We start from the raw sequence: 22990 nt of genomic DNA on the forward strand, positions 1-22990 counted from the left end.
CATGCCCGACCGGTTGCGGATCATCGGAGTGGAAGAGACCGTCGTCGTGCCCGCCGTCCTGAAGGCGTACGAGCGGGCCGGGTCGCCGCGGATCCCCTCCCGCGGCTTCGGGGACGGCCCGGTCGCCGAGAACCTGCGCGACACCGGTGAGCGGCGGCTGGCCCACATGGACGACCAGGGCATCGACGTCGCCGTGCTGTCCCTGTCCACGCCGGGCGTGCAGGACCTGCCCGAGGCCGACGCGATCCCGGTGGCCCGCGAGGCCAACGACCAGCTCGCGGAGATCGTCGCCGCGCGCCCCGACCGATTCCAGGCGTTCGCCGCGATCCCCACCCAGTCGCCGGCCGCCGCCGCGGCCGAACTGGAGCGTGCGGTGCGCGAGCTGGGCTTCCCCGGCGCCATGCTGTACGGCCGAACCGGCGACAGGCTGGCCGACCACCCGGACAACGACGAGCTGTACGCCACCGCCGAACGGCTCGGGGTGCCGCTGCACTTCCACCCGCAGCTCCCGGTCCAGCCCGTGATCGACGCCTACTACTCCGGCATCGGCCCGATCGGCACGGCGCTGGCCGGGCCGGCGATCGGCTGGTACTACGACCTGGGCGTCCAGTACCTGCGGATGATCTTCTCTGGAGTCTTCGACCGGTTCCCGGACCTCCAGGTGATCGCCGGGCACTGGGGCGAGGTCGTGCTGTTCTACCTCGACCACACCGGCTGCGTCGCCGAGGCGGGCGGCCTGCGGCAGCCGCTCGCGGACTACTTCAAGCAGAACTTCTGGGTCGCGGGCAGCGGCACCAACAGCCCCCGCTACCTGCGCTGGACCGCCGAGGTCATGGGCACCGACCGGATGTTGTACTCCACCGACTACCCCTTCACCTACGGGTTCCGCCCCGGCGGCTTCCCCTACGTCGACACCAGCGCCGGCGCCGCCCGCTCCCTCCTGGAGGACGCGCCCTTCACCGACGACCAGAAGGCCGACATCGCCCACCGCAACTGGGAGCGCCTCACCGCCCGCTGATCACGGGCCGCTACTGATCCGCGGCCTGCGCGGCGACGCGGGAGATGGCCTGGACGGCGATCTCGGGCTGGTCGACGTAGATGTAGTGGCCGCTGTTCCCGGCCGTCGTCAGCTTGCTGGCGCTCGACAGGGCCAGCCACTTGCGCTGGCCCGCGGCCCACGCCTGCTCCAGGCGCTTGCCGTACGTGGGGATGGCCGCGAGGTACGGCTTCCCGTGCTGGATCACCTCGACCGGGATGTCCCCGGCGGAACCCACCTTCCCGTCGGGCATGACGAGTTGCTCCGGGTTCTGCCCCTCGAAGACCGCGAGGTTCTGGGCGCGCACCTCGGCCGCCGGGCCGGTGGCGGACTCGGGGATCGTCCTGGCGATGTCACCCGCCATGGTGGGCGGGGTGGCGTCCATCAGGACCAGGCCCTTGACCCTGTCCTGGTGGCCGGGGGCGTACCTGGCGGCGACCAGCCCGCCCAGCGAGTGCCCGGCCAGCACGACCGGGCTGTCACCGGCGACGCGGTCGAGCACCCCGGTCAGGACCTCGCCGGCGCTGGAGAAGTCCTGCGGGCCTGCCGGCTTGGCGCTGGCGCCCGCGCCGAGCCGGTCGTAGGAGCAGACCCGGTGCTGCTCGCTCAGCGTCTTCTGGAGAGCGGCCAGCTTGTCGAGCCCGTCACCGCCTCCGTGCATCAGCATGACGACCGGCTTGCCCTTGGCCGGGTCGCCCGAGCAGGACACGTTCACCGACCGGCCCCCGACCTCGATCTTCTGGGTGCCGGAGATCGGCGCGGGGCCGGACGCGCTCGTCATGGGGGCGAGGGGGTCCCAATCGTCCAGCGAGTCGGCGCCGCAGCCGGCGGCTCCCGCGCCGATCACGGTGCTGCACAGTGCTGCCATGACGAATGCGTGCTTGCGGGGCACGATGTCCTCCAGGGAGAGAATGAGACGGAGCCGAACGACCTGGTGTGGTGGCCGCCGGCGGTCGCGCGGCGGCCAGGTCGTAACGCTATGGAATCGGCGGCTCCGGAATCGTCACCACCCAGTGGACAATCACGGGTAGCTCTCACGGGGGACAGACCGCATCGAGACGACCCACTTACCCCTGGTGTGCGCAGCGGCGGCGAGGTCGGCCAGGGCCTCGGCCGCCCGGTCGAACGGGTACGTGCGGCTGATCATGTCGATCAGCGTGCCGTCGAGCGCCTGGGCCGCCAGGGTGGGGAAGGTGTCCGCGCGCAGGCTGGGCGGCCCGTTGACCACCTTGAGCGTGGCGCCGTCGCCGCCGATGGAGCCGAACGTGGTGCTGACCACCCGGCCGCCCGGCCGGAGCGCCCGGGCGGCCTCCTGGAGCCGGTCGCCGTCGAGGACGAGGTTGACGATGGCGTCCACGCCGTCCGGATGGAGCTCGCGGGTCGCGGCCACGACGTCGGAGGTCAGGTAGTCGATCGTGTGCGCCGCCCCCAGCGCGCGGGCGTAGCCGGCGTACTCCGGGATCGCCGTCGCGACGACCTCGGCCGCGCGCGTCCTGGCCAGGAGCTGGACGACGATGCTGCCCACGCCTCCGGTCGCGCCGATGACCAGCACCCGCTCGCCGGGCCGGACGTCCCCGTCCGCCACGGCCGCGACGGCTGTCATGCCGGTGCTGGCCAGTGCCGCCGCCGTCTCGGGCGGCAGGCCGCTGGGCCTGCGGGCCACGAAGGGGCCGTCGGCCTGGAAGGTGGCGTACTCGGCCAGGCCGCCCGAGGTGACCGCGGGCAGGCCGAAGCGCTCGGCGTAGGAGGGCGGGGCGCCGAATCCGAAGACCTCCTCGCCCACCGCGAACGTGCTGACGCCGGGGCCGAGCCCGGTGACGGTGCCGGCGAAGTCCGAGCCCGGGACGTAGGGGAAGCGGGTCTCGAACGCCTCCCTGATCTCGCCGCTGGTCATCATCAGATCGGCGGGGTTGAGCGAGGCCGCCGACACCCGCACCTGGATCTGGCCGGGGCCGGGCTCCGGGATCGGCACGTCCTCGATCCGGAGGGTGTGCGGCGGGCCGTAGGACCTCGCGACCAGGGCTCTCATGTCGTTCCCCCTTCTCGCACTGGCGAGACAGACTGTCTTGTAGTAGACAGCCTGTTCAGGTCCGGTCCACACTGGCCAGTCTCAATACCGGCGTCATGTCCCAAGGGAGACAGGAGGCGTGAGATGTCTCGGGAGAACGTCCGGGTCCGGCGCACCCGCACGCTGCTCAGGCAGGCCCTGGTCGAGCTCATCGAGGAGCACGGCTTCGAGCGGCTCACCGTCGGGCAGATCACCGAGCGGGCGATGGTGAGCAGGGCGGCCTTCTACCGCAACTACCGCGACAAGTACCAGCTGGTGGAGCAGATCTTCGACGAGGCCATGGCGGAGCTGCTCGGCACCATGACGGACAGCCCCGACACGCCCGTGCTCGACCGGTGGACCGCGTTCTTCGAGCACATCGACCACTACCACCGCCTCTACGGCGCGCTGCTGGGCAGCAAGGGCAGCACGTGGTTCGCCCGCAGGATGCACGCCACCCTCGCCGGCATGACCTCCCAGCACCTGCCGCAGCAGCCGGGCGACCTGGTGCCGACCCTGCTGGGCGGCATGTTCCTGCAGGCCATCACCTGGTGGCTGGGCAACGGCCGGCAGGTCCCCGCCCGGGAGATGGCCACCCGTACGGCCGGATTCGCCCTGGCGCTCATCACCGAGGCCGGCAAGGAGCCGCCTGGCGGGGCGGCCGGACCATAGGGGCGCTACCCCGGCGTGGTGAGGGCGTGGTGGCGGAAGTCGCTGGGCGTCATGCCGTACGCCGTACGGAAGGATCGGCTGAAGTCGGCGGGATGGACGAACCCCCAGCGGGCGGCGACGGCGTGGATCGGCAGCGCGCGGAACGCCGGGTCGGCCAGGTCGCGGCGGGCCCTCTCCAGACGCCTGCCCTTGATCCACGCGGCGACCGTCTCGCTCTGGCCCTGGAACAGCCGGTGCAGGTAGCTGACCGAGATGTGGTGCGCGGCGGCGATCTCGCGTGGTGACAGGCCCGGGTCGCGCAGGTGCGTGAGGATGTACGCCTGGACGCGCAGCGCGAGCCCGTGCCGGGGACCGCCGGGGCAGGGGCCGCTCGACTCCTCGATCTCCGCGGCGAGGAAGGCGGTGACGAGGTCGACGAGCGCCACGCCCAGCCGCGAACGGTCGGCGGACCCCAGCGCGTTCCTCCTGTCGGCCAGGGTGGCGGTGAAGTTCCGCAGGACGGCGCCGAGCCCGCTCGTGCCCCGCACGGACCGGCCGAGCACCCCGTCGAGGTCCGCCGCGCCGAACGGCAGCAGGGACCTCGGGAACGCGAGCAACAACATCTCGAACTCCTCGCGTTCGGCCGAGCCGGTCATCGCGCAACCCTCCAGCCGCGCCATGTCGTGCGCGTACACCTCGCCGGGGGTCACCTTGGCATCCCGCGCACCCCAGGTGGCCGTGATCGTGCCGTGGACGGGCATGACGATCTGGTACTGCTCGTCGTGCCAGGCGCCGTCCCCACCGGTCCGGCGGCGCCGCACCGTCATCGGGCTGACCGACTTGACCGCCACCTGCACCGCGCCGAGATCCGCCTCGCGCCCGCCGGCCTGGAACGCGCGGTCGTGAGCGGTGGTCACCTCCAGGCCGGCCAGGTGGTTCTCGAACAGGTCGAACGAAGCCCCTGCAGTCATCGATGCCTCTTCCCCCGGACATACGGCGCCCACCATGATCCCGGCCGGCCCGCCCGCCGTCCATGACGGGGAGTCCACGGCCACTTGACGGAGGATGCACGCGCACCGCCGTGCATCCGGTGTCAACGATCCGGCGACCCGTGGTCAACACGGCTCGCGAACGGGCGGCCAGCATCGATTCATGGGGTCCGCGAGACAGGGGAGGAGGTGAACGCGATGAAGATCACGCGCCAGAACACGTGGTACTAGCACCTCCCGGAGAAGGAGCCGGCGGACTCGCTGAACGTGCCGCGAGTCCGCCGTTCCCCGTCCAGGGCCCGTCGCATCGAAAGGGGGCACGCGCATGGCGAGGGTTCACGCCGCGGCGGCGACGTACCGGGAGGTCTTCGCGGTCCGCGAGTTCCGCGGCCTGTTCGCCGCGCACCTGCTCTCACTGGCGGGCGACCAGCTCTCCAAGATCGCGGCCTCCGCCGTGGTCTTCGGCGCCACCGGGTCCGCGCTGCTGGCCGCGATCACGTTCGGGGTCGGCTACCTGCCGTGGGTGGTGGTCGGGCCGGTGCTCGCCACCCTCTCCGACCGGTTCCCCCGGCGGACGGTGATGGTCGCCTGCGACCTGGCCCGCATGCTGCTGATGCTCGTGCTCGCCGTTCCCGGCCTCCCGCCCGGCGTGCTGATCGGGGTGCTGTTCGGGTCCGCGCTGCTGGCCCCGCCGGCGCAGGCGGCCCGCTCGGCGATCATGCCGCAGGTGCTCGACGGCGACCGGTACGTCGTCGCCGCCGGCATCAGCAGCCTCACCGCCCAGCTCGCCCAGGTGCTGGGCTTCGCGGCGGGCGGGTTGCTGGTGGGGGCGCTGTCACCGCGCGCCGCGCTGGTCGCCGACGCGGCGACGTTCGGCCTGTCGGCCTTGCTGCTCGCCCTCTGCCTGGCCCGCCGCCCCGCACCGCCCCGCGGCCCCGCCTCCTCCGTGCTCAGGGACACCCTCGACGGCGTGCGGCTCGTCAGGTCCAGCCGCACGCTGCGCGCGTGCGTGCTGCCGGCGGTGGCGGGGGCGGCGTTCACGAGCGCGCCGTCCGGCCAGATGATCGCGTACGCGGGGGAGCTGGGCGGCGGCGAGGAGCTCGCCGGGCTGCTGCTCAGCGCCGTGTCGCTCGGCTGCGTGGCGGGCGCGGTCGGCCACGGGCGGTTCACCTCGCCCGCGCGGCGGTTGCGCCAGGTGCGGGCGATGGCGGTGACGTCCTGCCTCGCCCTGGTCCCGATCGCGGCCGGCCCGCCGCTGCCGGTCCTGCTGGCGTTGCTGGCCCTCTCGGGGTACGGCACGGCGTTCCAGATCACGCTGAACGCCCGCTTCGTCACCGAGGTGCCCGACACCCACCGCGCCCGCGCCTTCGGCGTCGCGGTGGCCGCGATGATGGCGGGCAACGGCCTGGCGACCGCGGCCTCGGGCGCCGTGTCCGATCTGCTCGGCTCCCCCTCGCTCGCGATCGGCCTGTGCGGCGTGGCCGGCGTGGTGTGCCTGCTGCCGCTGACGAGGAACCCCCTCACGCCACCGGACGCGGGCTCACAGCCTTCAGCCGGAACTCCTTCGGCGGCAGGCCGTACCTCGCCCTGAAGGCCCGGCTGAAGTCGGCGGGGTTCACGAAACCCCAGCGGCCGGCGATGGCGTACACCGGGAGGTCGAGCAGCACCGGGTCGGTCAGGTCGCGCCTGGCCCGGTCCAGCCGCAGGCCCCGGATCCAGGCCGCCACCGTCGTCCCGGCGTCCTGGAACAGGCGGTGCAGGTAGCTGACCGAGATGTGGTGCGCCGCGGCCACCGACCGCGGGCCGAGCTCGGGGTCGGGCAGGTGCTCCTTTATGTAGGCGCGGATCCGCAGGGTCAGCTCGGCGCGCGGGTCCGGCGGCACGACGGTGCCGCCGTCCGGCCCGTCCGGCGCCTCCGCGGCCACCGCCAGGAACGCGGTCAGCAGGTCGAGCAGCACCATGCCCAGCCGCGGCCCGTCCGCCGGGCGCAACGTCTCCTGCTCGTCCACCAGGTCCGCGACGAAACGGCGGAGCAGGGCGCCGACGCCGCCGGTGTCGGGCAGGCCGCGGCCCAGCAGCCGCTCCACCGGCTCCTGCGGAAGCGGCAGCAGCGCCTTGGGCACGCGTGCGACGGCCCCTTCCAGCAGGCCGGCCGCTCCGCCCCGCGTGACGGCGTCGTGGACGACGACCTGGCCCCCGCACATCCTGCCGGTCAGCGGCACCAGGATCTGGTAGCCGTCATCGGCCTCCAGCGGAAGCCGGGGGTTGATCACCACCTGGATCGGGCCGAGCGTGATCCGCCGCTCCAGGTCGCGGAAGTCGATCCACCTCTGCGCGCTCATCATCCCTCCTTGGCTCGGGGCAGGCGGCGCCGGCCCGGGACCGGCGATGGTCCACGACGGCGCGGACGGCGTCGGCCGCGCGGGCGGCGACCGGTGCGGCGGCTCGCGGGCCGGGGCCGAACGAGGCGTCCATGAGCAGCACCGCGTGCCCGTGGGCGATGGCGACGACGGTCTCCGTGAGGTGCACCGCGTCCTCCTCCGCCTCGGTGATCAGCCGTGCCGGCTCCAGGAACGCCCGCGCCACCGGGCGGGCCGCCTCCTCCACCTCCGGGTAGCGCCGCTTGTCCAGGCCCACGCCGATCAGCGCCACGAACAGGGGCCGGTTGGCCGCGGCGGCCGAGACGTACGCGCGGGCCGCCTCGGACAGCCTCTCGGCGGGAGTCTCCCCGCCCGCCGACCCCACGGCCTGCCCGATGACCTCGCACGCCTGCGCCGCCACCGCGGCGACGAGCCGGTCACGGTCGGCGAAGTGGCGGTAGGGGGCGGCGACGCTCACCCCCAGCTGGCGGCTGGCCTCCGCCAGGGTGAAGCCCTTCACGCCGCGCTCACCGATCAGCTGGACGGCGGCGTCGATCAGAGCGGCGCGCAGGTCGCCGTGGTGATACCCGCGCTTCTTGACCCTCACGACCCACACCCTTCGCTCGTCCGCGGGTCAGCGTACGCCACGGCCCGGGCTCAGCCGGAGAACGGGACCAGGCGGCCCATCAGGCGGTCCCAGCCGCGGTCGCCCAGCAGCCGCCGCAGCAGCGGAGCCAGCCGGGTGCCGCTGCCGATCGGGTAGCGGGTCCTGGGCCGCCGGGAGGTGATCGCCCGCACGATCACGTCGGCGACGGCCTGCGCGTCGAGCACGTTGCGCGCCTCGGGCCGGTGCGCCCGGTCGGTCATCGCGCGCACGTTGGCCATGAAGGTGGCGTACGGGCTGCCGCTGTCCGTCCTCGCCTGGAGGTCCCAGCCGGTGTCCATCAGCCGCGTACGCACCGCGCCCGGCTCCAGCAGCACCACCCGCACGCCGAACCCGGTGACCTCCAGGCGCAGCGCGTCGCTGAGCGCCTCCAGGGCGAACTTGGTCATGGCGTACGCGCTGGACGCCGGTGGCGCGACGAGGCCGGCGCCGGACCCGAGGTAGACGACCGTGCCCGAGCGCTGGGCGCGCATGCCGGGCAGCACGAGCTGGGTCAGCCGGATCCCGCCGAGCACGTTCGTCTCGAACTGCCGCCGGTACTGCTCCAGCGTGAGCTCCTCCACGGCGCCGACCTGCGTGTATCCGGCGTTGTTGACGAGCGCGCCGACCGCGCCGTGCTCCTTCTCGACCGCCTCGACCGCCTGCGCGCAGGAGTCCTCGTCGGTCACGTCGAGGGGCAGGATCCGGCAGCCGGCGCCCGCCAGGTCCTCGATCGTCTCGGGACGGCGGGCGGTGGCCCAGGTCGGCAGGCCCGCCCTGGCCAGGGTGAGTGCCGTGGCCCGGCCGATGCCCGAGGAGCAGCCGGTGACGAGCACCGCTGATGACGTCATGGCGGGTTCCTCCCGAATGTTAATGCCGATAACACTGGTGCTAATGACATTAACATCCGGCCGCCGGAAGGGGCGGGGGAGTGGACGCTGGATCAAGGAACCGTGCACCCACCGTCAACTCGTCCCGCCGCCCCGGCCTGGGGCTAGGCCTCGACGAGCTGGACGATCTCGCGCGGGCGTGACTCCCGCTCGTCGAAGGCGATGTCCACCCCCGCCGCCCCCTGTGCGGCCACCAGCGAGGCGGCGGACGCCTCCTGCGACTCCCAGCGGACGATCGAGACCACCGCCTCGCCCGCCAGCCACGCCTCGGCCGACAGGCACCCCGGCGTTCCCCTGAACACCTCCGCGACCCGGTGGACGCGGGCGACGAACTCCTCGCGGTGCTCGGCGCGCGGGTAGTGATGGGCGACCATGGCCACCTTCATGACGCTCTCCTCGGGGTTCTCGCGGCCGGCCGACGCGGCCGCCTGTGTTGGCCAGCATAGAATATGATTTACGGCATAGGAGAAGGGGGTGGCGTGACAACACGACGGGAGCAGACGAGCCAGGAGAGCCGCGAGCTGATCCTGGCGGCGGCGGCCGAGCTCTTCGCCGCCAAGGGGTACCGGCAGACCACGTTCGCGGACGTGGCCGAACGGTCCGGCATCAGCAGAGGGTCGATCCCGTGGCACTTCGGCAGCAAGGAGGGCCTGCTGCTGGCCGTGCTCGAACGTTCGGTGGAGATGATCCGCGCGCGCCTCGGCGAGGAGCCGGGCGAGAGCGGGGAGGCGGGGTTCGACCGGATGGTGGAGGCCGCCGCCGCCCTGTTCGTGCTGCCCACCACCAAGCTGTTCGTGACCCTCCTGGTGGAGGCGCTGGAGCCGGGCTCGCCGATCCAGGGCCGGTACGTGGAGATCCACAACACCCTGCGCGAGCACTGCAGGCGGTCGCTGGAACGGCTGCCCCTGCCGCCGGAGCTGTCCGCCGACGCGCTGGCCGTGATGATCATCGGGGCCGGGATCGGCGTTCACCAGCAGTGGCTGCTGGCGCCCGGCCTGGTCGACCCGGACAGGGCGCTGGCGGCACTGCGCACGCTGCTGGCGGCCGCGATGGTGCCGCACGCCGGCCAGGGTGGAGACGGTCAGGGGTGGAGCGTGGGCCGGTAGACGAGCTCCTGGATGTGCTCGCCGAGCGTCCGGCACTCGAGCAGTTCGAGGTCGAAGTCCGCCGCACCCTGGAAGACCGGCTCCGTCCCGGTCCGGCCGGTGATCACGGGGAAGAGCGTCACCTGGACGCGGTCCACCAGGCCGGCGGCCATCAGCGCCCGGTTCAGCGACAGGCTGCCGTGCGAGCGCAGCGGCACCTCGGACTCCTCCTTGAGCCGGGCGACGACGTCCACGGCGTCGCCGCGCGCGATGGTCGCGTCCGGCCAGCCGAACGTTTCCTCCAGCGTGCTCGACACCACCGTCGCCGGCAGGCTCCGCATCCGCGTCACCCAGGGGTCGAGCACCTCGGACCCCTCGGTGCTGGAGGCCAGCATCCGCGCGAACGCCCGGAACGTGTTCGCCCCGAAGACCATCCGCTGCTCCTCCTCGTACACGGAGAGGCGGTGGCCGAGCAGCTCGGGGCCCTGCTTGCCCCAGTAGCCGGTCCAGTCGCCGCCGGCGGTGCCGAAGCCGTCGAGGCTGGAGAAGACGTCGAAGGTGTAGGTGGCGGTCATGAGGCCCTCCTCGCGTACGGGGTGTGCCCATGCAGACCGCGGCCCTCGGCAGAACTCATCGCGGACGCCTCGCACGACGTCCACCGGATGAAAATTTCACGGTCAGGAAAGTTTTGGAAAACGGGTGTCCGGCCATGTGGGCGCGCCGAACCTGTTTATCGACCTGGGCCGGGAGGATGGCTCATGGTTGACACGGGCCTGGCCAATTATTGATGCTCGTGGGAGCGCTCCCATATTTCCCTTCCAGTCAGGGAACAAGACCCGGCATGACCTCTGCAGAAAGGACGGACGCCGCTGTGGAAACGCTGCTCAAACAGCAGGGGCTTTTCCTGGCCTGCTACCGTTTCGTGACCGGACTATTGTTCGCCTGCCACGGCGCGGCGACGCTCTTCAACGTCCTGGGCGGCCCTGCGGGCCCGGCGCCCGCGTTCATGCAGTGGCCCGGGTGGTGGGCCGCGGTCATCGAGCTGGTCGCCGGCACGCTCGTCGTCCTCGGCGTGGCCACGCGCGCCGCCGCCGTCCTCTGCTCGGGCACCATGGCCTACGCCTACTTCGTCGTTCACCAGCCCCAGGCGCTGTTCCCGATCGAGAACGGCGGCGAGAAGGCCGCCCTCTTCTGCTGGGCCTTCCTGCTCATCGCCGTCCTCGGCCCCGGCCGGTGGGCCCTGTCCGCGCGGCCGGCCTCCGAACGCGCCCTCGCCCACGAGGAGGCCTGACGGCGACCCGCCCGCCGCCGGGCCCCGGGCTCCGGCGGCGGGAGTTCGGGGGGCCTGGTTCGGTGCCCGGAAAATGTGTGCTAGGCTGATGAGCGTTGCAGTTGTTGTACCCATAAAAGACTTCGTACGCACCTGGCAGATGTTTCCCCCAGGTGCGTTTTGTGTTTCCGGTCATTTCCGGATGGGCTTTCATCACGGCGACACCGTGATTCGCACGGTGCGAATCACGCCACTCCACGTCTCTAAGGAGATCGCCATGGCATCCGGAACCGTCAAGTGGTTCAACTCGGAAAAGGGCTTCGGCTTCATCGCGCAGGACGGCGGCGGCGCCGACGTCTTCGCGCACTACTCCAACATCGTCTCCAACGGCGGCTACCGCGAGCTGCACGAGGGCCAGAAGGTGTCCTTCGACGTCGTCCAGGGCCAGAAGGGCCCGCAGGCGGAGAACATCGTTCCCGCCTGACCTGACGCGGCCTCGAGTCCGGGCCCGCACCCGCTACCGGGTGCGGGCCCGAACCATGTCCATGTACGGTCGTGCACGACAAACACCGCCGAAGGGGGCAGCCATGACCACACTGGAGAACCGGCCGAACACCGCACTGGTCGTCATCGACGTGCAGAACGGCGTCGTGGCGCAGGCCCACGAGCGCGACGCGGTGGTGGCCAACGTGGCGAGCCTGGTCGACAGGGCGCGGGTCGAGCAGGTCCCCGTCGTCTGGGTGCAGCACAACGACGAGGAGCTGCCGAGGGAGAGCGAGGAGTGGCGGATCGTGCCCGAGCTGAGCAGGGCCGACGACGAGCCGCTGGTGGAGAAGACCTACCTCGACTCCTTCGAGGACACCACGCTGGAGAGCGTGCTGGCGGGGCTCGAGGTCGGGCGGCTGGTGGTCGCCGGCGCGCAGACCGACGCCTGTATCCGCTCGACGCTGCACGGCGCGCTCGTCAGGGGGTACGACGCGATCCTCGTCGCCGACGCCCACACGACGGAGGACCAGTCGGAGTGGGGCGCGCCCCCGCCGGACCAGGTGATCGCGCACACCAACCTCTACTGGAAGTACCAGACGGCGCCGGGCCGCACGGGCGGGACGGTCGAGACGAAGGACGTCGACTTCGCCGGCTGACCGGCCGCCGGCCCGCGCCTCCCGCGAAGGCACCCGCTGAAAGGCGCGCGCCTTCCGGCAGGGCGCCCACTGAAAGGGCGCGCGCCTCCCGCCAGGGCGCCCGCTGAAATGCATGCGCCTTTCGGCAGGGCGCCCCGCCGAAGGACGCGCGGCACGGTGGCGGTCAGGGCCTCGACCGGAACTCGTGGGCGACCACGTAGGCGGTGACGTTCTTGCCGATCCCCGCCCCCGCCACGTCCGCCGACCGCGTGTGGATGCCGCCCCACACCCGGGCCTCGATCACCTCGTCGAGCGCCTGCGAGAAGCTCCGGAAGTGCCGCGTGGTCCCCGAGTCGGCGCTGTGGCCGCTGAATGAGATGTCGTCGCGCCCGAAGAAGCGGGTCAGCGCCGACATGCTCGCCGCCGTGAAGCAGGCGTGCCCCGAGGTGTAGTCGGGATGCGGCGGGGTGACCAGGAGCGGCGTCCACCCGGGATCGGGGGACGTCGCCGGGTTGCCGTCGGCGCCGGCGAGCCGGATCGCGGTGACGGGCCGCCAGAAGTTCCACGCCGCCTTCTCGTTGAAGCAGGCGATGGTGGCGTCGGCCTCGGCCAGGCTCGTCATCGCGAACATGCGCGCCGTCCGCAGCGTGTCCAGCCGCTGGGTGGTGGCGAGCTGCCGCTTGATCTCCCATTCGGTCAGCCGCCGGTCGTGCCACCAGATGGCGGCCTGCGTCTGGTCGGCCGTGCGGACGGTGCTGGTGGCCGAGCCGATCTCCTTGACCTCGTTCAGGTCGCGCGCGTAGCGGCGGCTGGTGAGCGCGGGCGGCCCCGAGGTGCGGAACATGGACGCGCTGGGGATGACGAACGGCTTGACGTGCCCGACCCAGGCGCCGTCCGAGGCGAAGGCGGGAGGCGCGGGCCGCCACTGGCCCGGCAGGGTGCCCACCGGCCACGTCTGGTCGCCGAACGCCCCGTCGTCCTTCCGCGCGGCGATCATCGCGGTGGCCGTGCGGGTGCCGATGGCGATGCCCTCCTGCTTGGCGCCGCCGTCGGGGATCTCCGCCAGGGCCTCGTCGTACTGGGCCCGCAGCCGGTCCTGCTGGGCGGGGAAGAGGGCGTCCAGCACGAGGTGGCTCGCGGTGGCGACGGCGGCGCTGGCCGACTCGCGCCCGGTGGCGCGCGGCGCGGCCAGGTAGGGCTGGTACGGGGTGCCCGCGATCGCGTTCACCGCGTCGTAGACGGCGCCGTGCACCATCGCGAAGCTGCGCCCGGCTACCTGCGGCGGCTGGCCGGCGACCTCGTAGATGGCCGTCTGGGCGTTCCTGTCCCAGACGACGACCGGGTTGGGGGCCGCGAGGGCGTCGCCGGACGCGTACGCGGCAGGCGAGCCGGCCCAGCAGACGGCCGAGCATGCGACCATCACGGCGACGGCGACGGCGACGGAGAGGCGGGCGGTCTTGCGTGGCGGCAGGGCACATGCGCCCCATGACCTGTGCATGGCTGCAAATTACTTCGCCTGCCGCATTCATCACAGTGCCGAGCGGTCGAAAAGTCCGAAACGACATACCCGAAAAGCCGGCCCGGGAGGCGGCGGCCGGGCTTCCAATGAAACGACCGGCCGCTCAATGCGGCACGGTTGAAGGCTGAATCTTCCGGTACGGAGATTTATTTAGGTAGAATGACCAAGGCGAACTCATGCTGGTCCGCCGGTCCGCGCACAGAAAATTTCCGGTAAATCTCGATACGGCTTGACGGCATCGCGCAGAGCGCTACAGTACCGCACAACCTGGGGCTGAATTGGAGTGCCAGCATGGCCAAGAGGTTGATTGAAACGATCACGGACGACTTCGACGGCTCCCCCATGGAGGACGAGAACCCCGTCTCCTTCAGCATCAAGGGTGACCGGTTCGTCATGGATCTGAAGCCCGAGAACGAGGACAGGCTACGCGCGGCCCTGGCGCCCTTCATCGCGAAGGCGCGGCGCGACGAGGCCACGTCCATGTCGCGGCCTCGCGGCCGCCGCACCCCCGGCGCCGCGACGCGGGCCATGAGCAAGGAGAAGAGCCAGGAGATCCGGCAGTGGGCGAAGGCGCACGGCCTGCCGGTCAGCGAGCGCGGCCGCATCGCCTCTTCTGTGATCCAGAAGTACGAGGCCGCGCACTAGATTGGCCCGGGAAAGGCCCCCTTCAATAGGGGGCCTTTCCTCATGCCCGCGGCGCGCGGAGTTTAGGGGGACCCGCATACGCGGGGGATAAAGCACGGAGTCACCGGAGGTAGGCCATTTCTAAGCGGGCGCTTCGCCGGTTCCTCATCCTGGCCGCGACATTGGCGACATGTACGGTGATGTTCGTACGCCCCCGTCAGGGTAGGCGCCTGGGATGCGAACCTCTCCGCTCCCCGCCGGACGCCCCCTCCTGTGGCCGATGCGGCCACCGGAGTCGGCGCGGGTGTCCCGCACCACGCACGACGGCCGGCTCGAGATCACCATCGAGCACGCCCCGCTCACGGGCGTGACCCCGCAGATGCTCACCTGGTGGTACGGCCACATCCCAGGAACCATGGAGTACGCCGGCGCCGTCTACCCCCGCTACCTCGTCTGGCACCCCCTCGACCACATCTCCTACGAGCTGCGCACCCCGGGCCGCGACGGCGGCGTCAGCCCGGGCGCCCGGCTCCGCATCATCGAGGCACTCGGCCGCGACCCCGGCCTGGTGATCGACATCCAGGTCAGGGTGCAGGAGCTCACCGACGAGCGCACCGTCATCGCCAAGCGCCTGGCAGGCACCACCCTGGTCCGCCTGGAGAACGACTTCACCGCCGTCCCGTCGGGAACCCGCTTCGTCACGCGCCTTCAGCTGGGCGACTCCACCCTGCTCGGCCGCCTGTTCCTGAACCGCGCGGCCGCCACCCGGGCCTTCCCGCCGGCCAAGCTCCAGGCGTGGATCAAGCACCACATCGAGGAGGTCGGCAACCTGGAGCACTTCCTGCCTGACCTGTTCGACGAACGCGCCGACCAGGAGCCCTGAGCGCGGTCCGGCGCCGCGGGACCACGCGCCGGGTCCCGCGCCCGCGATCACCCGAGTCCCGCGCCCGCGATCACCCTGGTCCTCCGCCCGCGATCACCCAGGTCCCGCGCTCGTGATCACCTCGCGCATGAACTCGCCCGCCAGGTGAGGCAGCCTCCGCCGATCGGACAGTGACGCGTCGCCGCCGCCGGCGGGTGCGGGCAGCCCGAGCCGCCGGGCCAGCGCGAGCCGGATCAGCGGGTGCCAGCGCGCCTCGAAGGTGTCCAGCGCGTACTCCGCCGCGGCCTCCTTCGAGATCACCTCGCCCGTCACGACCGTGTGATGCAGCCGGGGAGGTGACAGCACGGTGGCCAGCGCCACCCGATGAGCCGGCTGCAGCGGCTTGCGCGGCGGCCTGCCCGACATCGCCCGGCCGGCCCAGGTGCTGAAGTGGCCGTGCAACTGCCGCAGGTTCCACTCGCGCAGCCTGCCCGGCTCGGGGTCGAGGCCCAGCTCGTGCGGGGCGGGGCCGCGTACCGTGACGCCCTTCTCCAGGAGCACCTTCCACACGACCGGGTTCGCCTCGAAGCCCCGCCCCCGCTTGAAGCGCCACCCGCTGTGCGAGGCGACCGGGCGGATGCGCGTGACCGGCTCGCGCAGGTCGCCCGACGCGACGAAGACGCCGTTCAGCGTGCCGGGGACGGCCGGCCTGGCCCGGATCAGCGCCTGCCCCGCCGCCGGCACGTTGCCGGCCTTGTGCAGCAGGGACAGCCGGCGCAGGTCCCGCTCGCCGGCGTCACCGTCCACCACGGCGACGAAGTCGATGTCGCTGCGGCCCGAGCGCCAGGCGCCCAGCGCGACCGAGCCGACGACGTAGAACCCGCGGATCCGCCCGGGAACCAGCCGGTCGGCCACGGACAGGTAGCGGGAGACCGCACGCTCCACCTCGTCCGGGAGCGGGGGGCGGTTCGAGAGCATGGGGCACAGGCTGCCACAACCGGCCTCGCCGCGGTGCCCGGTCCGCCTCACAATCCGCGGCCGTACGCCGTCGTACTGCGAGAAGGACACACCATCCAGCGGGCAGGAAACCGATGAACGACTATCAGAGCATCGCCGACCGCGTCGAGATCGAGGCGCTGCGCGGCGAGTTCACCGATGCGGCGATGATGCGCGACTACGACCGCCTGGCGTCGCTGTTCACGCCGGACGGCGTGCTGCGGATGCCCAACATCCCGGCCGAGCTGACCGGCCCCGAGGAGATCCGCACGTGGGGGCGGCGGGTGCCGGGCTTCGTGGAGTTCCTGGTGCAGACGACGCATCCGGGCGTGATCCGGATCGAGGGGGACACGGCGACCGGGCGCGCGTACATGCAGGAGCTCGGACGGCTGCGCGACGGCCGCGCGGAGTCGAACTTCGCGATCTATCACGACCGGTACCGGCGGACCGGGGACGGGTGGCGGTTCACCGAGCGGGTGTACGAGGTCCGATACCACGACACCACGCCGCTGACGGGCGCGCCGCCCGAGGCCCCGGCGGAGGGCAGCGGCCGCTGAGCAGGCCACTCCGGCGCGGGCGGAAAGCCGGTGGTGCGCGGCGGCGCGCCCATGCTCTACCGTCTGCACAGCGGCCGATGAACGGCCACCGGCCACCGCACGGAAGGACCCCTCGCGCATGGAACACGAGTACACCTCCGGCGGCGGACGGCGCCCCTGTGCGGCGGGAGGCGTGCGATGAGCGGCGACGCGAAGCTGGTCGAGCAGGTGCAGGCCCTGCTGGCGGCGCCCAGGCCCTGGTCCGTCACGCAGATCGGCGACCCGGTGCTGCGCCGCCCCGCCGAGCGGTACGACGGCCAGCTCCCCGACGCCCTGCTGCGCGAGCTGCTCGACGCGATGTTCCTGCACCTGCCGGGCGTCGGCGTGGGGCTGGCCGCCCCGCAGGTCGGCATCCCCCTGGCGCTGGCGGTCATCGAGGATCACGCCGAGGTGCCGGCCGAGGTCGCCGCCGAGCGGGAACGCGCGCCGCAACCGCCGCTGGAGCTGGTCAACCCCGTCGTCACCGCGCTCGGGTCCCGCTACCACGCCTTCTACGAGGGCTGCCTGAGCGTCGAGGGGCTGACCGCCGTCGTTCCGCGGCACACGCTGGTCCGGCTGTCGGCCTCGGACGGCGGCGGGCGGCCGTACGAGCTGGAGCTGTCCGGCTGGCCCGCGCGCATCGCCCAGCACGAGACCGACCACCTGAACGGCGTCCTGTACCTCGACCGGGCCGAGCCGCGCTCGCTGTCCACCGTCGCCAACTACGAACGTTTCCAGGCCCCGCGGCCCGGCGCCGGATAAACGCGTCCGGTACGGGCACGCGCCCACTACAGGCAGGCGTCCGCTTCGGGAACGCGTCGCTTCGGGAACGCGCGCGCTACTGGCGGTGGCTCGCGGACGGGGCGGACTGCAGGTAGGCCAGGACCGCCATGACGCGCCGATGGTGGTCGTCGGACGGGGGCAGGCCGAGCTTGGTGAAGATGTTGTTCGTGTGCTTGGCGACCGCCTTGTCGGTGACCTGGAAGCGGGCGGCGATGGCCAGGTTCGACAGGCCCTCCGCCATCAGCTCCAGCACCTCGCGCTCCCGCGGGGTCAGCGTGGCCAGCGGCTCGTCTCGGCCCCGGCGGGTCAGGAGCTGGGTGACGACCTCGGGGTCCATCGCGGTGCCGCCGCCGGCGACCTGACGGACCGCGTCCACGAACCGGTCGACGTCCCCCACCCGGTCCTTCAGCAGGTAGCCCACCCCGCCGGAGCGGTCGGACAGCAGCTCCCTGGCGTACAGCTGCTCCACGTACTGGGAGAGGATCAGCACCGGCAGGCCAGGGACGCGGCGGCGGGCCTCCAGCGCGGTGCGCAGCCCCTCGTCGGTGAAGCCCGGCGGCAGCCGCACGTCGATCACGGCCACGTCCGGGCGGTGGCGCACCAGCGCGCGCAGCAGCATGGGGGCGTTGTCGACGGCCTCCACCACGGTGAAGCCGTTCGCCGACAGGAGGCGGGCCAGCCCGTCCCTCAGCAGTGCGAGATCTTCGGCGATGACTACGCGCACGGAAGCTCCATGATCAATTCGGTGGGGCCGCAGGGAGGGCTGCTCACGGTGAGCGACCCGTCGAAGGCGGACAGGCGGTTCTCGATGCCGCGCAGGCCGGTGCCCGCGTCGCGGCGGGCACCGCCGTGGCCGTCGTCGCCCACGGTCAGGCTGAGCACGCCGGCCCTGTGCCGCAGCCGCACCCAGGCGCGCGAGGCGCCGCTGTGCTTGGTGACGTTCGTCAGGGCCTCGGCGGCGGCGAAGTACACGGCCGACTCGACGGGCGGCTGCAGCCGTTCGCGCAGGTCGAGGTCGAGCGTGACCGGCACGGGGCAGAGCAGCGCGGACGCCTCGATGGCGCCCGCCAGCCCCCGGTCGGACAGGACAGGGGGATGGATGCCGCGTACGAGGTCGCGCAGGTCCGTCAGGGCCTCACCGGCGACCTGCCGCGCCTCGTCCATCACCCGCAGCAGCTCGCCGGGGTCGCGGCAGCCGCGCGCCAGGCCCAGGTGCATGCGGATGGCGATCAGCTTGGCCTGGGCGCCGTCGTGCAGGTCGCGCTCGATGCGGCGCAGCTCGGCCGCGCGCGCGTCCACCACCGCCGCCCGCGACTCGGTCAGCTCACGGATGCGGGCGTCGGGCGCGGGCCGCGGGTCCAGCAGCAGGCGCGACAGCCGCGCCTGGCCGGTGCGGAACATCGACACGGACATGAGGATCACCACGGCGATGGCCGCGATGGACAGGCTCATGGCGAACGTGTTCAGCGAGCTCCGCTCCAGCGGGTGCAGCCTGAAGAAGACGTAGTCCAGGGCGGTGAGCATCGCCCCCGTCGCCACCAGGGGAGCAGGGCCCGTCACGCTGTGCACGGCCAGCCAGAGCAGGGTGCGGCGGGTGGTGGGGGCGGGCCCGCGCGGGTCCGGGCCCGCCCGCCGGCGGTGGAACGTGGCCAGGCGGCGGGCCAGGGCGAGCGGTGCCGCCGCCCTGGCACCGATCACGGGGGTCAAGGCGGTGCTCAGCCCTGCGAGCAGCAGCAACGCGAGCGCGGCCAGGCCGGTGACGGCGTTCAGCACCAGCTCCACCAGGCCGGTGAGGGCGTTCAGGACCAGCTTCCCCAGGCTTGTGAGGGCGTTCGGCGCCAGGCCGGTGGCGGCTCTGGCCGCCGACCGGGCCAGGCCCGCCGCCCGCCTGGGGGCATGAGCCGCCGGCCTCTCGGCGGTTCCCCGCGTCGTGCCGCCGCCGGTCGCGGGTCGTGTCCGGTTCACCCCTGCAGTCTGCCCTGCCCGCGGGCGGAAGGCGGTGGGGCTGGCCCCACCCCCTGAGGTGGCGATATTCCACCGGGGCCGGTAGGCGGACGCCCATGGAGGCCGGGCTCCCCGGCCGCGACCATGGTCACGCCGCCCGCCCGACGCGGGCCGACGAGAGGGAGACATGATCGAAGTGAGGGGCCTGACCATGCGGTACGGCCGCACGGTCGCCGTGGACGACCTGACCTTCACCGTGAAACCGGGGCTGGTGACCGGTTTCCTGGGCCCGAACGGGGCGGGCAAGTCCACGACCATGCGGGCCGTGCTCGGGCTGGAGTCGCCCGACGCCGGCGAGACGCTGGTGGACGGCCGCCCGTACGCGTCGCTGCGCCGGCCCATGCTCACGATGGGAGCGCTGCTCGACGCCGGCGCGGTCCACGGCGGCCGGACCGCCCGCGCCCACCTCGGCTGCCTGGCGCGCAGCAACGGCATCGGCCCCCGCCGGGTCGCCGCCGTGCTCGGCCAGGCGGGGCTGACGGAGGTCGCCGGCAGGCGCGTCGGAGGGTTCTCGCTGGGGATGAAGCAGCGGCTGGGCATCGCGGCGGCGCTGCTCGGGGATCCGGCGGTGCTGATGTTCGACGAGCCGCTGAACGGGCTGGACCCGGAGGGCATCCGCTGGATCCGCGACCTGCTGCGCTCGCTCGCGGCCGAGGGCCGCACCGTGCTGCTGTCCAGCCACCTGATGAACGAGCTGGCGCTCACCGCCGACCACGTCGTCGTCATCGGCCGCGGCCGGCTGATCGCCGACACGACCACGGACGCGCTCGCCGGCCGCTTCCGCCGCGACGTGCTGGTACGCGCCACGGACCCGGACCGGCTCGCGCACCTCCTGCGCACCCACGGCGCCACGGTGACCACCGAGGACCCGGGACCACCGGGACGGGCGGTGCCCGGCGAGCAAGGGGCTCTGCTCGTGCGGGGTGTGGACGCGGCCGGCATCGGCGACCTCGCGTTGCGGGCGGGGATCGCGCTCCGGGAGCTGACGCCGCGCAGCGCCTCCCTGGAGGAGGCGTTCATGGAGCTCACCGAGGACAGCGTCGAGTACGGCGCCCGCCGCCCCGTCACCGAGGACGGCGTCGAGGATGGCGCCCGCCGCCCGGTCACCGAGGAGACCCGATGATCGACGTGATCGCCTCGGAGTGGCACAAGCTCCGCTCGCTCCGCTCGAACGGTTACCTGCTGGCCACCTCCCTCCTCGCCGTCCTGGTCTGCGCCGGGGTGGCGTACCTGATGATCCGCGGGTACGACGGCCAGTCGCCGGCGGAGCGGCTGCGGTTCACCAGCAACGGCGACGGGCTGGGCACCGGGCTGCCGGTCGCGTACTTCGTGTTCGGCACGCTGGGCGCGCTCACCATCACCTCCGAGTACGCCACCGGCATGATCCGCACGAGCCTGGTGGCGGTGCCGCGGCGGCAGCTGCTCCTGTTCGCCAAGGTGCCGGGGCTGGCGGCGGTGACCCTGGCCGGCGGGCAGGTCCTGGCGTTCGCCATGCACCTGTCGGCGCAGGCCGTGCTCGGCGACCGCGCCGGCCACATCCTGCTCGACGGCCGGACCCTGGGCACCGGCCTGTCCGAGCCGGGCGTGCTCACCTCCGTGATCGTCTCCGGGCTGTCCATGGCGGCGGCGGCGCTTCTCGGCCTGGGGGTGGGCGCGGCGATCCGCTCGACGCCGGGGAGCCTGGTCGTGCTCGTCCTGATCTTCCTGGTGGTGCCGTTCGCCGTCCGGGTCCTGCCGTCGCCGCTGCGGGCGCAGGCGGGGTCGTACCTGTTCGAGAGCCTGCCGCAGCAGATCGCCGGGGTCGGCGGCGGCACCCTCGCCCCGGGAGCCGCCGCAGGGCTGCTGGCCGCCCACGTCGCCGCGGCGATGGCGGCGGGGGCGGCGGGGATCGCGGCGAAGAGGCGCAAGGTGAAGGCGCTGGCCGTGGGGGTGGTCGCGACGCTGGCGACGAGCTTGGCGGCGGGGCTGGTGGCGGGCCTGGTGGCGGTGCCCTCGGCCGGCGACGCGCCGGCGCTGGCGGAGCGTCCCGCGAACGGCCTGATGGCCCCGCCTGAGGCGAGCGATTCGCCAGGACCTGTGGCCCAGTCCCCGGAGAGGGGCCTCGCCTCGGGAGACACGCCTGCCTGGCGCCCGTGCGCGGACCAGGACGCCCCGGGGGACATGCGCTGCGCCACCGTGCAGGTGCCTCTGGACTGGAAGAAGCCGGAGGGACGGAAGATCACCATCCCGGTCGCCCTGCTCCCGGCCTCGGGCGCGGAACGCCGCATCGGCACGGTCTTCTCGATCCCGGGCGGCCCGGGGGCGTCGGGGATCGACGACCTGAAGCAGTACCACGGGCGGTTCGCGCAGTTGCGCGACCGGTTCGACGTGGTGAGCTTCGCGCCGCGCAACACCGTCAAGCCCGGCGGCGCGCTGCCGTACGACTGCCTCGCCACCGGCCCCTGGATCACCCTGCCGCGCGACCGCGCCCAGTACGCGGCGCTCGAGCGGAGCAACCGCGAGCACGCGCAACGCTGCCGCGCCGCCGACCCCGAGCTCTTCGACCACATGGACTCGGCCTCCGTCGCCCGCGACATCGAGGCCGTCCGCGCCGCGCTGGGCGAGGAGCGGCTGAGCTTCCTGGCCAACTCCTACGGCGGGACGCCCGCGGCCGCGTACGCCCGCCTGTTCCCCGCCCGCGTGCGCGCCATGGTCCTGGACGGCACCGCCGCCCACGTCGAGGACACCGCGGCCGGTGAGCCCCGCCGGTACGCGGTCGCGGAGCGGCAGCTGGAGCGGTTCGCCGCCTGGTGCCGGTCGGCGACGGCCTGCGCGCTGCACGGCCAGGACGTGGGGGAGGTGTGGCGCGCGCTGGTGGCCGCCGCGGACCGCTCGCCCGTCCCGGTGAAGAATGATCCGAGCAGGGCCGCGTACAGCGGGTTCGACCTGAAGGTGGCCGCCGCCCCGAGCTTCACCGCGCCGGGCGGCGAGCCGGACGTCCCGCGCTGGGTCCAGCTCGCCGACGCGATCGAGCAGGCCGTGGCCGGTGACGCGGCCGGCTTCGCCGACTACGTACGGCAGGCGTCGGGCAGCCCCAAGGTGCCCTCGCTCACCGGCCAGAACATGACGCACTGCCTCGACGGCAAGGGGTACGGCGGCTACGAGGCGTACCGGAAGGCGCTGCGCGGGGCGCGCGAGCTCTCGCCGAACTTCGCGGGGCAGCGCTCCTGGTGGCCGCTGGCGTGCGCCGGCTGGCCCGCGCCCGTCACGAACCCGCCGGCCCCGCTGCCCGCCACCGGGCTGCCGCCGTTCCTGGGGGTGGGGAGCTGGACCGACCACACGGAGGTCGAGACCATCGTCCGCCACGTGCCCGGCTCGGCGACCCTCCGGTACGAGGGACACGGCCACACCCTCTACGTCCAGGGGCTGAGCGGCTGCGTCACCGCCCACGTCAACCGGTACCTGACGACCCTCAGGCTCCCGCCGCCGGGCACCACCTGCCGGCCCGCGTCCTGACGGTCGCGAGGCCGGCCCGCGTCCTGAGGGTTGCGAGGGC

25 protein-coding genes are annotated in these 22990 nt (G+C 72.9%); 13 read left to right on the forward strand and 12 right to left on the reverse strand.

The genetic code is table 11. The annotated features are described in order from the left end of the window. The first annotated feature begins 1 nt into the window (after position 1). Positions 2-1018 (forward strand): amidohydrolase family protein, encoded by a 1017-nt coding sequence (locus HD593_RS20340; protein ID WP_185103704.1) that lies wholly within the window; start codon positions 2-4, stop codon positions 1016-1018. 10 nt (positions 1019-1028) lie between these two features. On the opposite strand, the gene HD593_RS20345 is transcribed toward HD593_RS20340, so the two are convergent. Next, positions 1029-1928, reverse strand: coding sequence for an alpha/beta fold hydrolase (locus tag HD593_RS20345; RefSeq protein ID WP_312903561.1), 900 nt, complete (start codon positions 1926-1928; stop codon positions 1029-1031). A 129-nt stretch (positions 1929-2057) separates the two neighbouring features. After that, entirely contained in the window at positions 2058-3065 is a 1008-nt protein-coding gene (locus HD593_RS20350; protein ID WP_185103706.1) for an NADP-dependent oxidoreductase, read from the reverse strand. A gap of 123 nt (positions 3066-3188) precedes the next feature. On the opposite strand from HD593_RS20350, the gene HD593_RS20355 reads away from it, so the two are divergent. Further along, on the forward strand, positions 3189-3755 hold the full coding sequence (locus HD593_RS20355) for a TetR/AcrR family transcriptional regulator (RefSeq protein WP_185103708.1): 567 nt from the start codon (positions 3189-3191) through the stop codon (positions 3753-3755). 5 nt (positions 3756-3760) lie between these two features. Here HD593_RS20355 and HD593_RS20360 read toward each other — a convergent pair whose 3' ends face one another. Continuing rightward, complete coding sequence (locus HD593_RS20360) at positions 3761-4705, reverse strand: helix-turn-helix domain-containing protein (protein WP_185103710.1); 945 nt, start codon at positions 4703-4705, stop codon at positions 3761-3763. Positions 4706-5048: 343 nt separating this feature from the next. On the opposite strand from HD593_RS20360, the gene HD593_RS20365 reads away from it, so the two are divergent. Next, positions 5049-6314, forward strand: a complete 1266-nt coding sequence (locus HD593_RS20365; protein WP_185103712.1) for an MFS transporter — start codon at positions 5049-5051, stop codon at positions 6312-6314. Here the strand turns inward: HD593_RS20365 and HD593_RS20370 are convergent. The 4 genes from HD593_RS20370 to HD593_RS20385 all read right to left on the reverse strand — a co-directional run bounded on the left by HD593_RS20370 (position 6244) and on the right by HD593_RS20385 (position 9002). After that, positions 6244-7065, reverse strand: a complete 822-nt coding sequence (locus tag HD593_RS20370; protein WP_221524847.1) for an AraC family transcriptional regulator — start codon at positions 7063-7065, stop codon at positions 6244-6246. The genes HD593_RS20365 and HD593_RS20370 overlap by 71 nt on opposite strands. Continuing rightward, positions 6962-7690, reverse strand: coding sequence for a TetR/AcrR family transcriptional regulator (locus HD593_RS20375; protein ID WP_185103715.1), 729 nt, complete (start codon positions 7688-7690; stop codon positions 6962-6964). Before HD593_RS20375 ends, HD593_RS20370 begins: the two co-directional genes overlap by 104 nt. A 50-nt stretch (positions 7691-7740) precedes the next feature. Next, entirely contained in the window at positions 7741-8577 is an 837-nt protein-coding gene (locus HD593_RS20380) for an SDR family oxidoreductase (RefSeq protein WP_185103717.1), read from the reverse strand. Between the two features lie 143 nt (positions 8578-8720). Further along, the gene (locus tag HD593_RS20385) at positions 8721-9002 is read right to left on the reverse strand and encodes an antibiotic biosynthesis monooxygenase family protein (protein ID WP_185103719.1); all 282 of its coding nucleotides are present in this window, start codon (positions 9000-9002) and stop codon (positions 8721-8723) included. Between the two features lie 93 nt (positions 9003-9095). On the opposite strand from HD593_RS20385, the gene HD593_RS20390 reads away from it, so the two are divergent. After that, positions 9096-9722, forward strand: coding sequence for a TetR/AcrR family transcriptional regulator (locus tag HD593_RS20390; protein WP_185103720.1), 627 nt, complete (start codon positions 9096-9098; stop codon positions 9720-9722). Here the strand turns inward: HD593_RS20390 and HD593_RS20395 are convergent. Beyond that, positions 9698-10276 (reverse strand): dihydrofolate reductase family protein, encoded by a 579-nt coding sequence (locus HD593_RS20395; RefSeq protein ID WP_185103722.1) that lies wholly within the window; start codon positions 10274-10276, stop codon positions 9698-9700. The two genes, HD593_RS20390 and HD593_RS20395, sit on opposite strands and share 25 nt — an antisense overlap. Positions 10277-10542: 266 nt before the next feature. Here HD593_RS20395 and HD593_RS20400 point away from each other — a divergent pair, with 266 nt between their 5' ends. The 3 genes from HD593_RS20400 (at position 10543) to HD593_RS20410 (ending at position 12113) form a co-directional block, all read left to right on the forward strand. Beyond that, positions 10543-10992: a DoxX family protein gene (locus HD593_RS20400; protein ID WP_185103724.1), complete on the forward strand. Its 450-nt coding sequence runs from the start codon at positions 10543-10545 to the stop codon at positions 10990-10992. A gap of 256 nt (positions 10993-11248) precedes the next feature. Continuing rightward, positions 11249-11455: a cold-shock protein gene (locus tag HD593_RS20405; RefSeq protein WP_185103726.1), complete on the forward strand. Its 207-nt coding sequence runs from the start codon at positions 11249-11251 to the stop codon at positions 11453-11455. 103 nt (positions 11456-11558) lie between these two features. Continuing rightward, positions 11559-12113 (forward strand): isochorismatase family protein, encoded by a 555-nt coding sequence (locus tag HD593_RS20410; protein WP_185103728.1) that lies wholly within the window; start codon positions 11559-11561, stop codon positions 12111-12113. A gap of 163 nt (positions 12114-12276) precedes the next feature. Here the strand turns inward: HD593_RS20410 and HD593_RS20415 are convergent, their stop codons facing one another. Next, positions 12277-13590 (reverse strand): vanadium-dependent haloperoxidase, encoded by a 1314-nt coding sequence (locus HD593_RS20415; protein ID WP_221524849.1) that lies wholly within the window; start codon positions 13588-13590, stop codon positions 12277-12279. A gap of 312 nt (positions 13591-13902) precedes the next feature. Here HD593_RS20415 and HD593_RS20420 point away from each other — a divergent pair, with 312 nt between their 5' ends. Together HD593_RS20420 and HD593_RS20425 are read left to right on the forward strand one after the other, a co-directional pair. Then, positions 13903-14256, forward strand: a complete 354-nt coding sequence (locus HD593_RS20420; RefSeq protein WP_185103730.1) for a histone-like nucleoid-structuring protein Lsr2 — start codon at positions 13903-13905, stop codon at positions 14254-14256. Positions 14257-14515: 259 nt separating this feature from the next. After that, positions 14516-15118, forward strand: a complete 603-nt coding sequence (locus HD593_RS20425; RefSeq protein ID WP_185103731.1) for a hypothetical protein — start codon at positions 14516-14518, stop codon at positions 15116-15118. Positions 15119-15211: 93 nt separating this feature from the next. Here HD593_RS20425 and HD593_RS20430 read toward each other — a convergent pair whose 3' ends face one another. After that, a complete protein-coding gene (locus HD593_RS20430) occupies positions 15212-16075 on the reverse strand; it encodes an aminoglycoside adenylyltransferase domain-containing protein (protein ID WP_185103733.1) in 864 nt (287 codons plus the stop codon). Positions 16076-16188: 113 nt separating this feature from the next. Between HD593_RS20430 and HD593_RS20435 the strand changes: the two genes are divergently transcribed. Further along, the gene (locus HD593_RS20435) at positions 16189-16650 is read left to right on the forward strand and encodes a nuclear transport factor 2 family protein (RefSeq protein ID WP_185103734.1); all 462 of its coding nucleotides are present in this window, start codon (positions 16189-16191) and stop codon (positions 16648-16650) included. 177 nt (positions 16651-16827) lie between these two features. Beyond that, positions 16828-17430 (forward strand): peptide deformylase, encoded by a 603-nt coding sequence (locus HD593_RS20440; RefSeq protein ID WP_185103736.1) that lies wholly within the window; start codon positions 16828-16830, stop codon positions 17428-17430. A 76-nt stretch (positions 17431-17506) separates the two neighbouring features. Here the strand turns inward: HD593_RS20440 and HD593_RS20445 are convergent, their stop codons facing one another. Then, a complete protein-coding gene (locus HD593_RS20445) occupies positions 17507-18175 on the reverse strand; it encodes a response regulator (RefSeq protein WP_185103738.1) in 669 nt (222 codons plus the stop codon). Then, the gene (locus HD593_RS20450; protein WP_312903563.1) at positions 18166-19416 is read right to left on the reverse strand and encodes a sensor histidine kinase; all 1251 of its coding nucleotides are present in this window, start codon (positions 19414-19416) and stop codon (positions 18166-18168) included. Before HD593_RS20450 ends, HD593_RS20445 begins: the two co-directional genes overlap by 10 nt. A gap of 166 nt (positions 19417-19582) precedes the next feature. On the opposite strand from HD593_RS20450, the gene HD593_RS20455 reads away from it, so the two are divergent. Both HD593_RS20455 and HD593_RS20460 read left to right on the forward strand, forming a co-directional pair. Beyond that, on the forward strand, positions 19583-20578 hold the full coding sequence (locus HD593_RS20455) for an ABC transporter ATP-binding protein (protein WP_185103742.1): 996 nt from the start codon (positions 19583-19585) through the stop codon (positions 20576-20578). Next, the gene (locus HD593_RS20460; RefSeq protein ID WP_185103743.1) at positions 20575-22950 is read left to right on the forward strand and encodes an alpha/beta fold hydrolase; all 2376 of its coding nucleotides are present in this window, start codon (positions 20575-20577) and stop codon (positions 22948-22950) included. The genes HD593_RS20455 and HD593_RS20460 overlap by 4 nt, the downstream gene beginning before the upstream one ends. Positions 22951-22990: the final 40 nt, after the last annotated feature.

The organism is Nonomuraea rubra, assembly GCF_014207985.1.
Taxonomy (GTDB): Bacteria; Actinomycetota; Actinomycetes; order Streptosporangiales; family Streptosporangiaceae; genus Nonomuraea; species Nonomuraea rubra.

Excerpts from the sequence above, each read along its gene's own strand:
- HD593_RS20400 (WP_185103724.1), top strand. The coding sequence starts at position 10,543 with ATGACCTCTGCAGAAAGGACGGACGCCGCTGTGGAAACGCTGCTCAAA.
- HD593_RS20415 (WP_221524849.1), bottom strand. The coding sequence starts at position 13,590 with ATGCACAGGTCATGGGGCGCATGTGCCCTGCCGCCACGCAAGACCGCC.
- HD593_RS20365 (WP_185103712.1), top strand. The coding sequence starts at position 5,049 with ATGGCGAGGGTTCACGCCGCGGCGGCGACGTACCGGGAGGTCTTCGCG.
- HD593_RS20440 (WP_185103736.1), top strand. The coding sequence starts at position 16,828 with ATGAGCGGCGACGCGAAGCTGGTCGAGCAGGTGCAGGCCCTGCTGGCG.
- HD593_RS20455 (WP_185103742.1), top strand. The coding sequence starts at position 19,583 with ATGATCGAAGTGAGGGGCCTGACCATGCGGTACGGCCGCACGGTCGCC.
- HD593_RS20425 (WP_185103731.1), top strand. The coding sequence starts at position 14,516 with ATGCGGCCACCGGAGTCGGCGCGGGTGTCCCGCACCACGCACGACGGC.
- HD593_RS20380 (WP_185103717.1), bottom strand. The coding sequence starts at position 8,577 with ATGACGTCATCAGCGGTGCTCGTCACCGGCTGCTCCTCGGGCATCGGC.
- HD593_RS20340 (WP_185103704.1), top strand. The coding sequence starts at position 2 with ATGCCCGACCGGTTGCGGATCATCGGAGTGGAAGAGACCGTCGTCGTG.
- HD593_RS20410 (WP_185103728.1), top strand. The coding sequence starts at position 11,559 with ATGACCACACTGGAGAACCGGCCGAACACCGCACTGGTCGTCATCGAC.
- HD593_RS20370 (WP_221524847.1), bottom strand. The coding sequence starts at position 7,065 with ATGAGCGCGCAGAGGTGGATCGACTTCCGCGACCTGGAGCGGCGGATC.
- HD593_RS20405 (WP_185103726.1), top strand. The coding sequence starts at position 11,249 with ATGGCATCCGGAACCGTCAAGTGGTTCAACTCGGAAAAGGGCTTCGGC.
- HD593_RS20350 (WP_185103706.1), bottom strand. The coding sequence starts at position 3,065 with ATGAGAGCCCTGGTCGCGAGGTCCTACGGCCCGCCGCACACCCTCCGG.
- HD593_RS20420 (WP_185103730.1), top strand. The coding sequence starts at position 13,903 with ATGGCCAAGAGGTTGATTGAAACGATCACGGACGACTTCGACGGCTCC.
- HD593_RS20355 (WP_185103708.1), top strand. The coding sequence starts at position 3,189 with ATGTCTCGGGAGAACGTCCGGGTCCGGCGCACCCGCACGCTGCTCAGG.
- HD593_RS20385 (WP_185103719.1), bottom strand. The coding sequence starts at position 9,002 with ATGAAGGTGGCCATGGTCGCCCATCACTACCCGCGCGCCGAGCACCGC.
- HD593_RS20430 (WP_185103733.1), bottom strand. The coding sequence starts at position 16,075 with ATGCTCTCGAACCGCCCCCCGCTCCCGGACGAGGTGGAGCGTGCGGTC.
- HD593_RS20395 (WP_185103722.1), bottom strand. The coding sequence starts at position 10,276 with ATGACCGCCACCTACACCTTCGACGTCTTCTCCAGCCTCGACGGCTTC.
- HD593_RS20360 (WP_185103710.1), bottom strand. The coding sequence starts at position 4,705 with ATGACTGCAGGGGCTTCGTTCGACCTGTTCGAGAACCACCTGGCCGGC.
- HD593_RS20435 (WP_185103734.1), top strand. The coding sequence starts at position 16,189 with ATGAACGACTATCAGAGCATCGCCGACCGCGTCGAGATCGAGGCGCTG.
- HD593_RS20460 (WP_185103743.1), top strand. The coding sequence starts at position 20,575 with ATGATCGACGTGATCGCCTCGGAGTGGCACAAGCTCCGCTCGCTCCGC.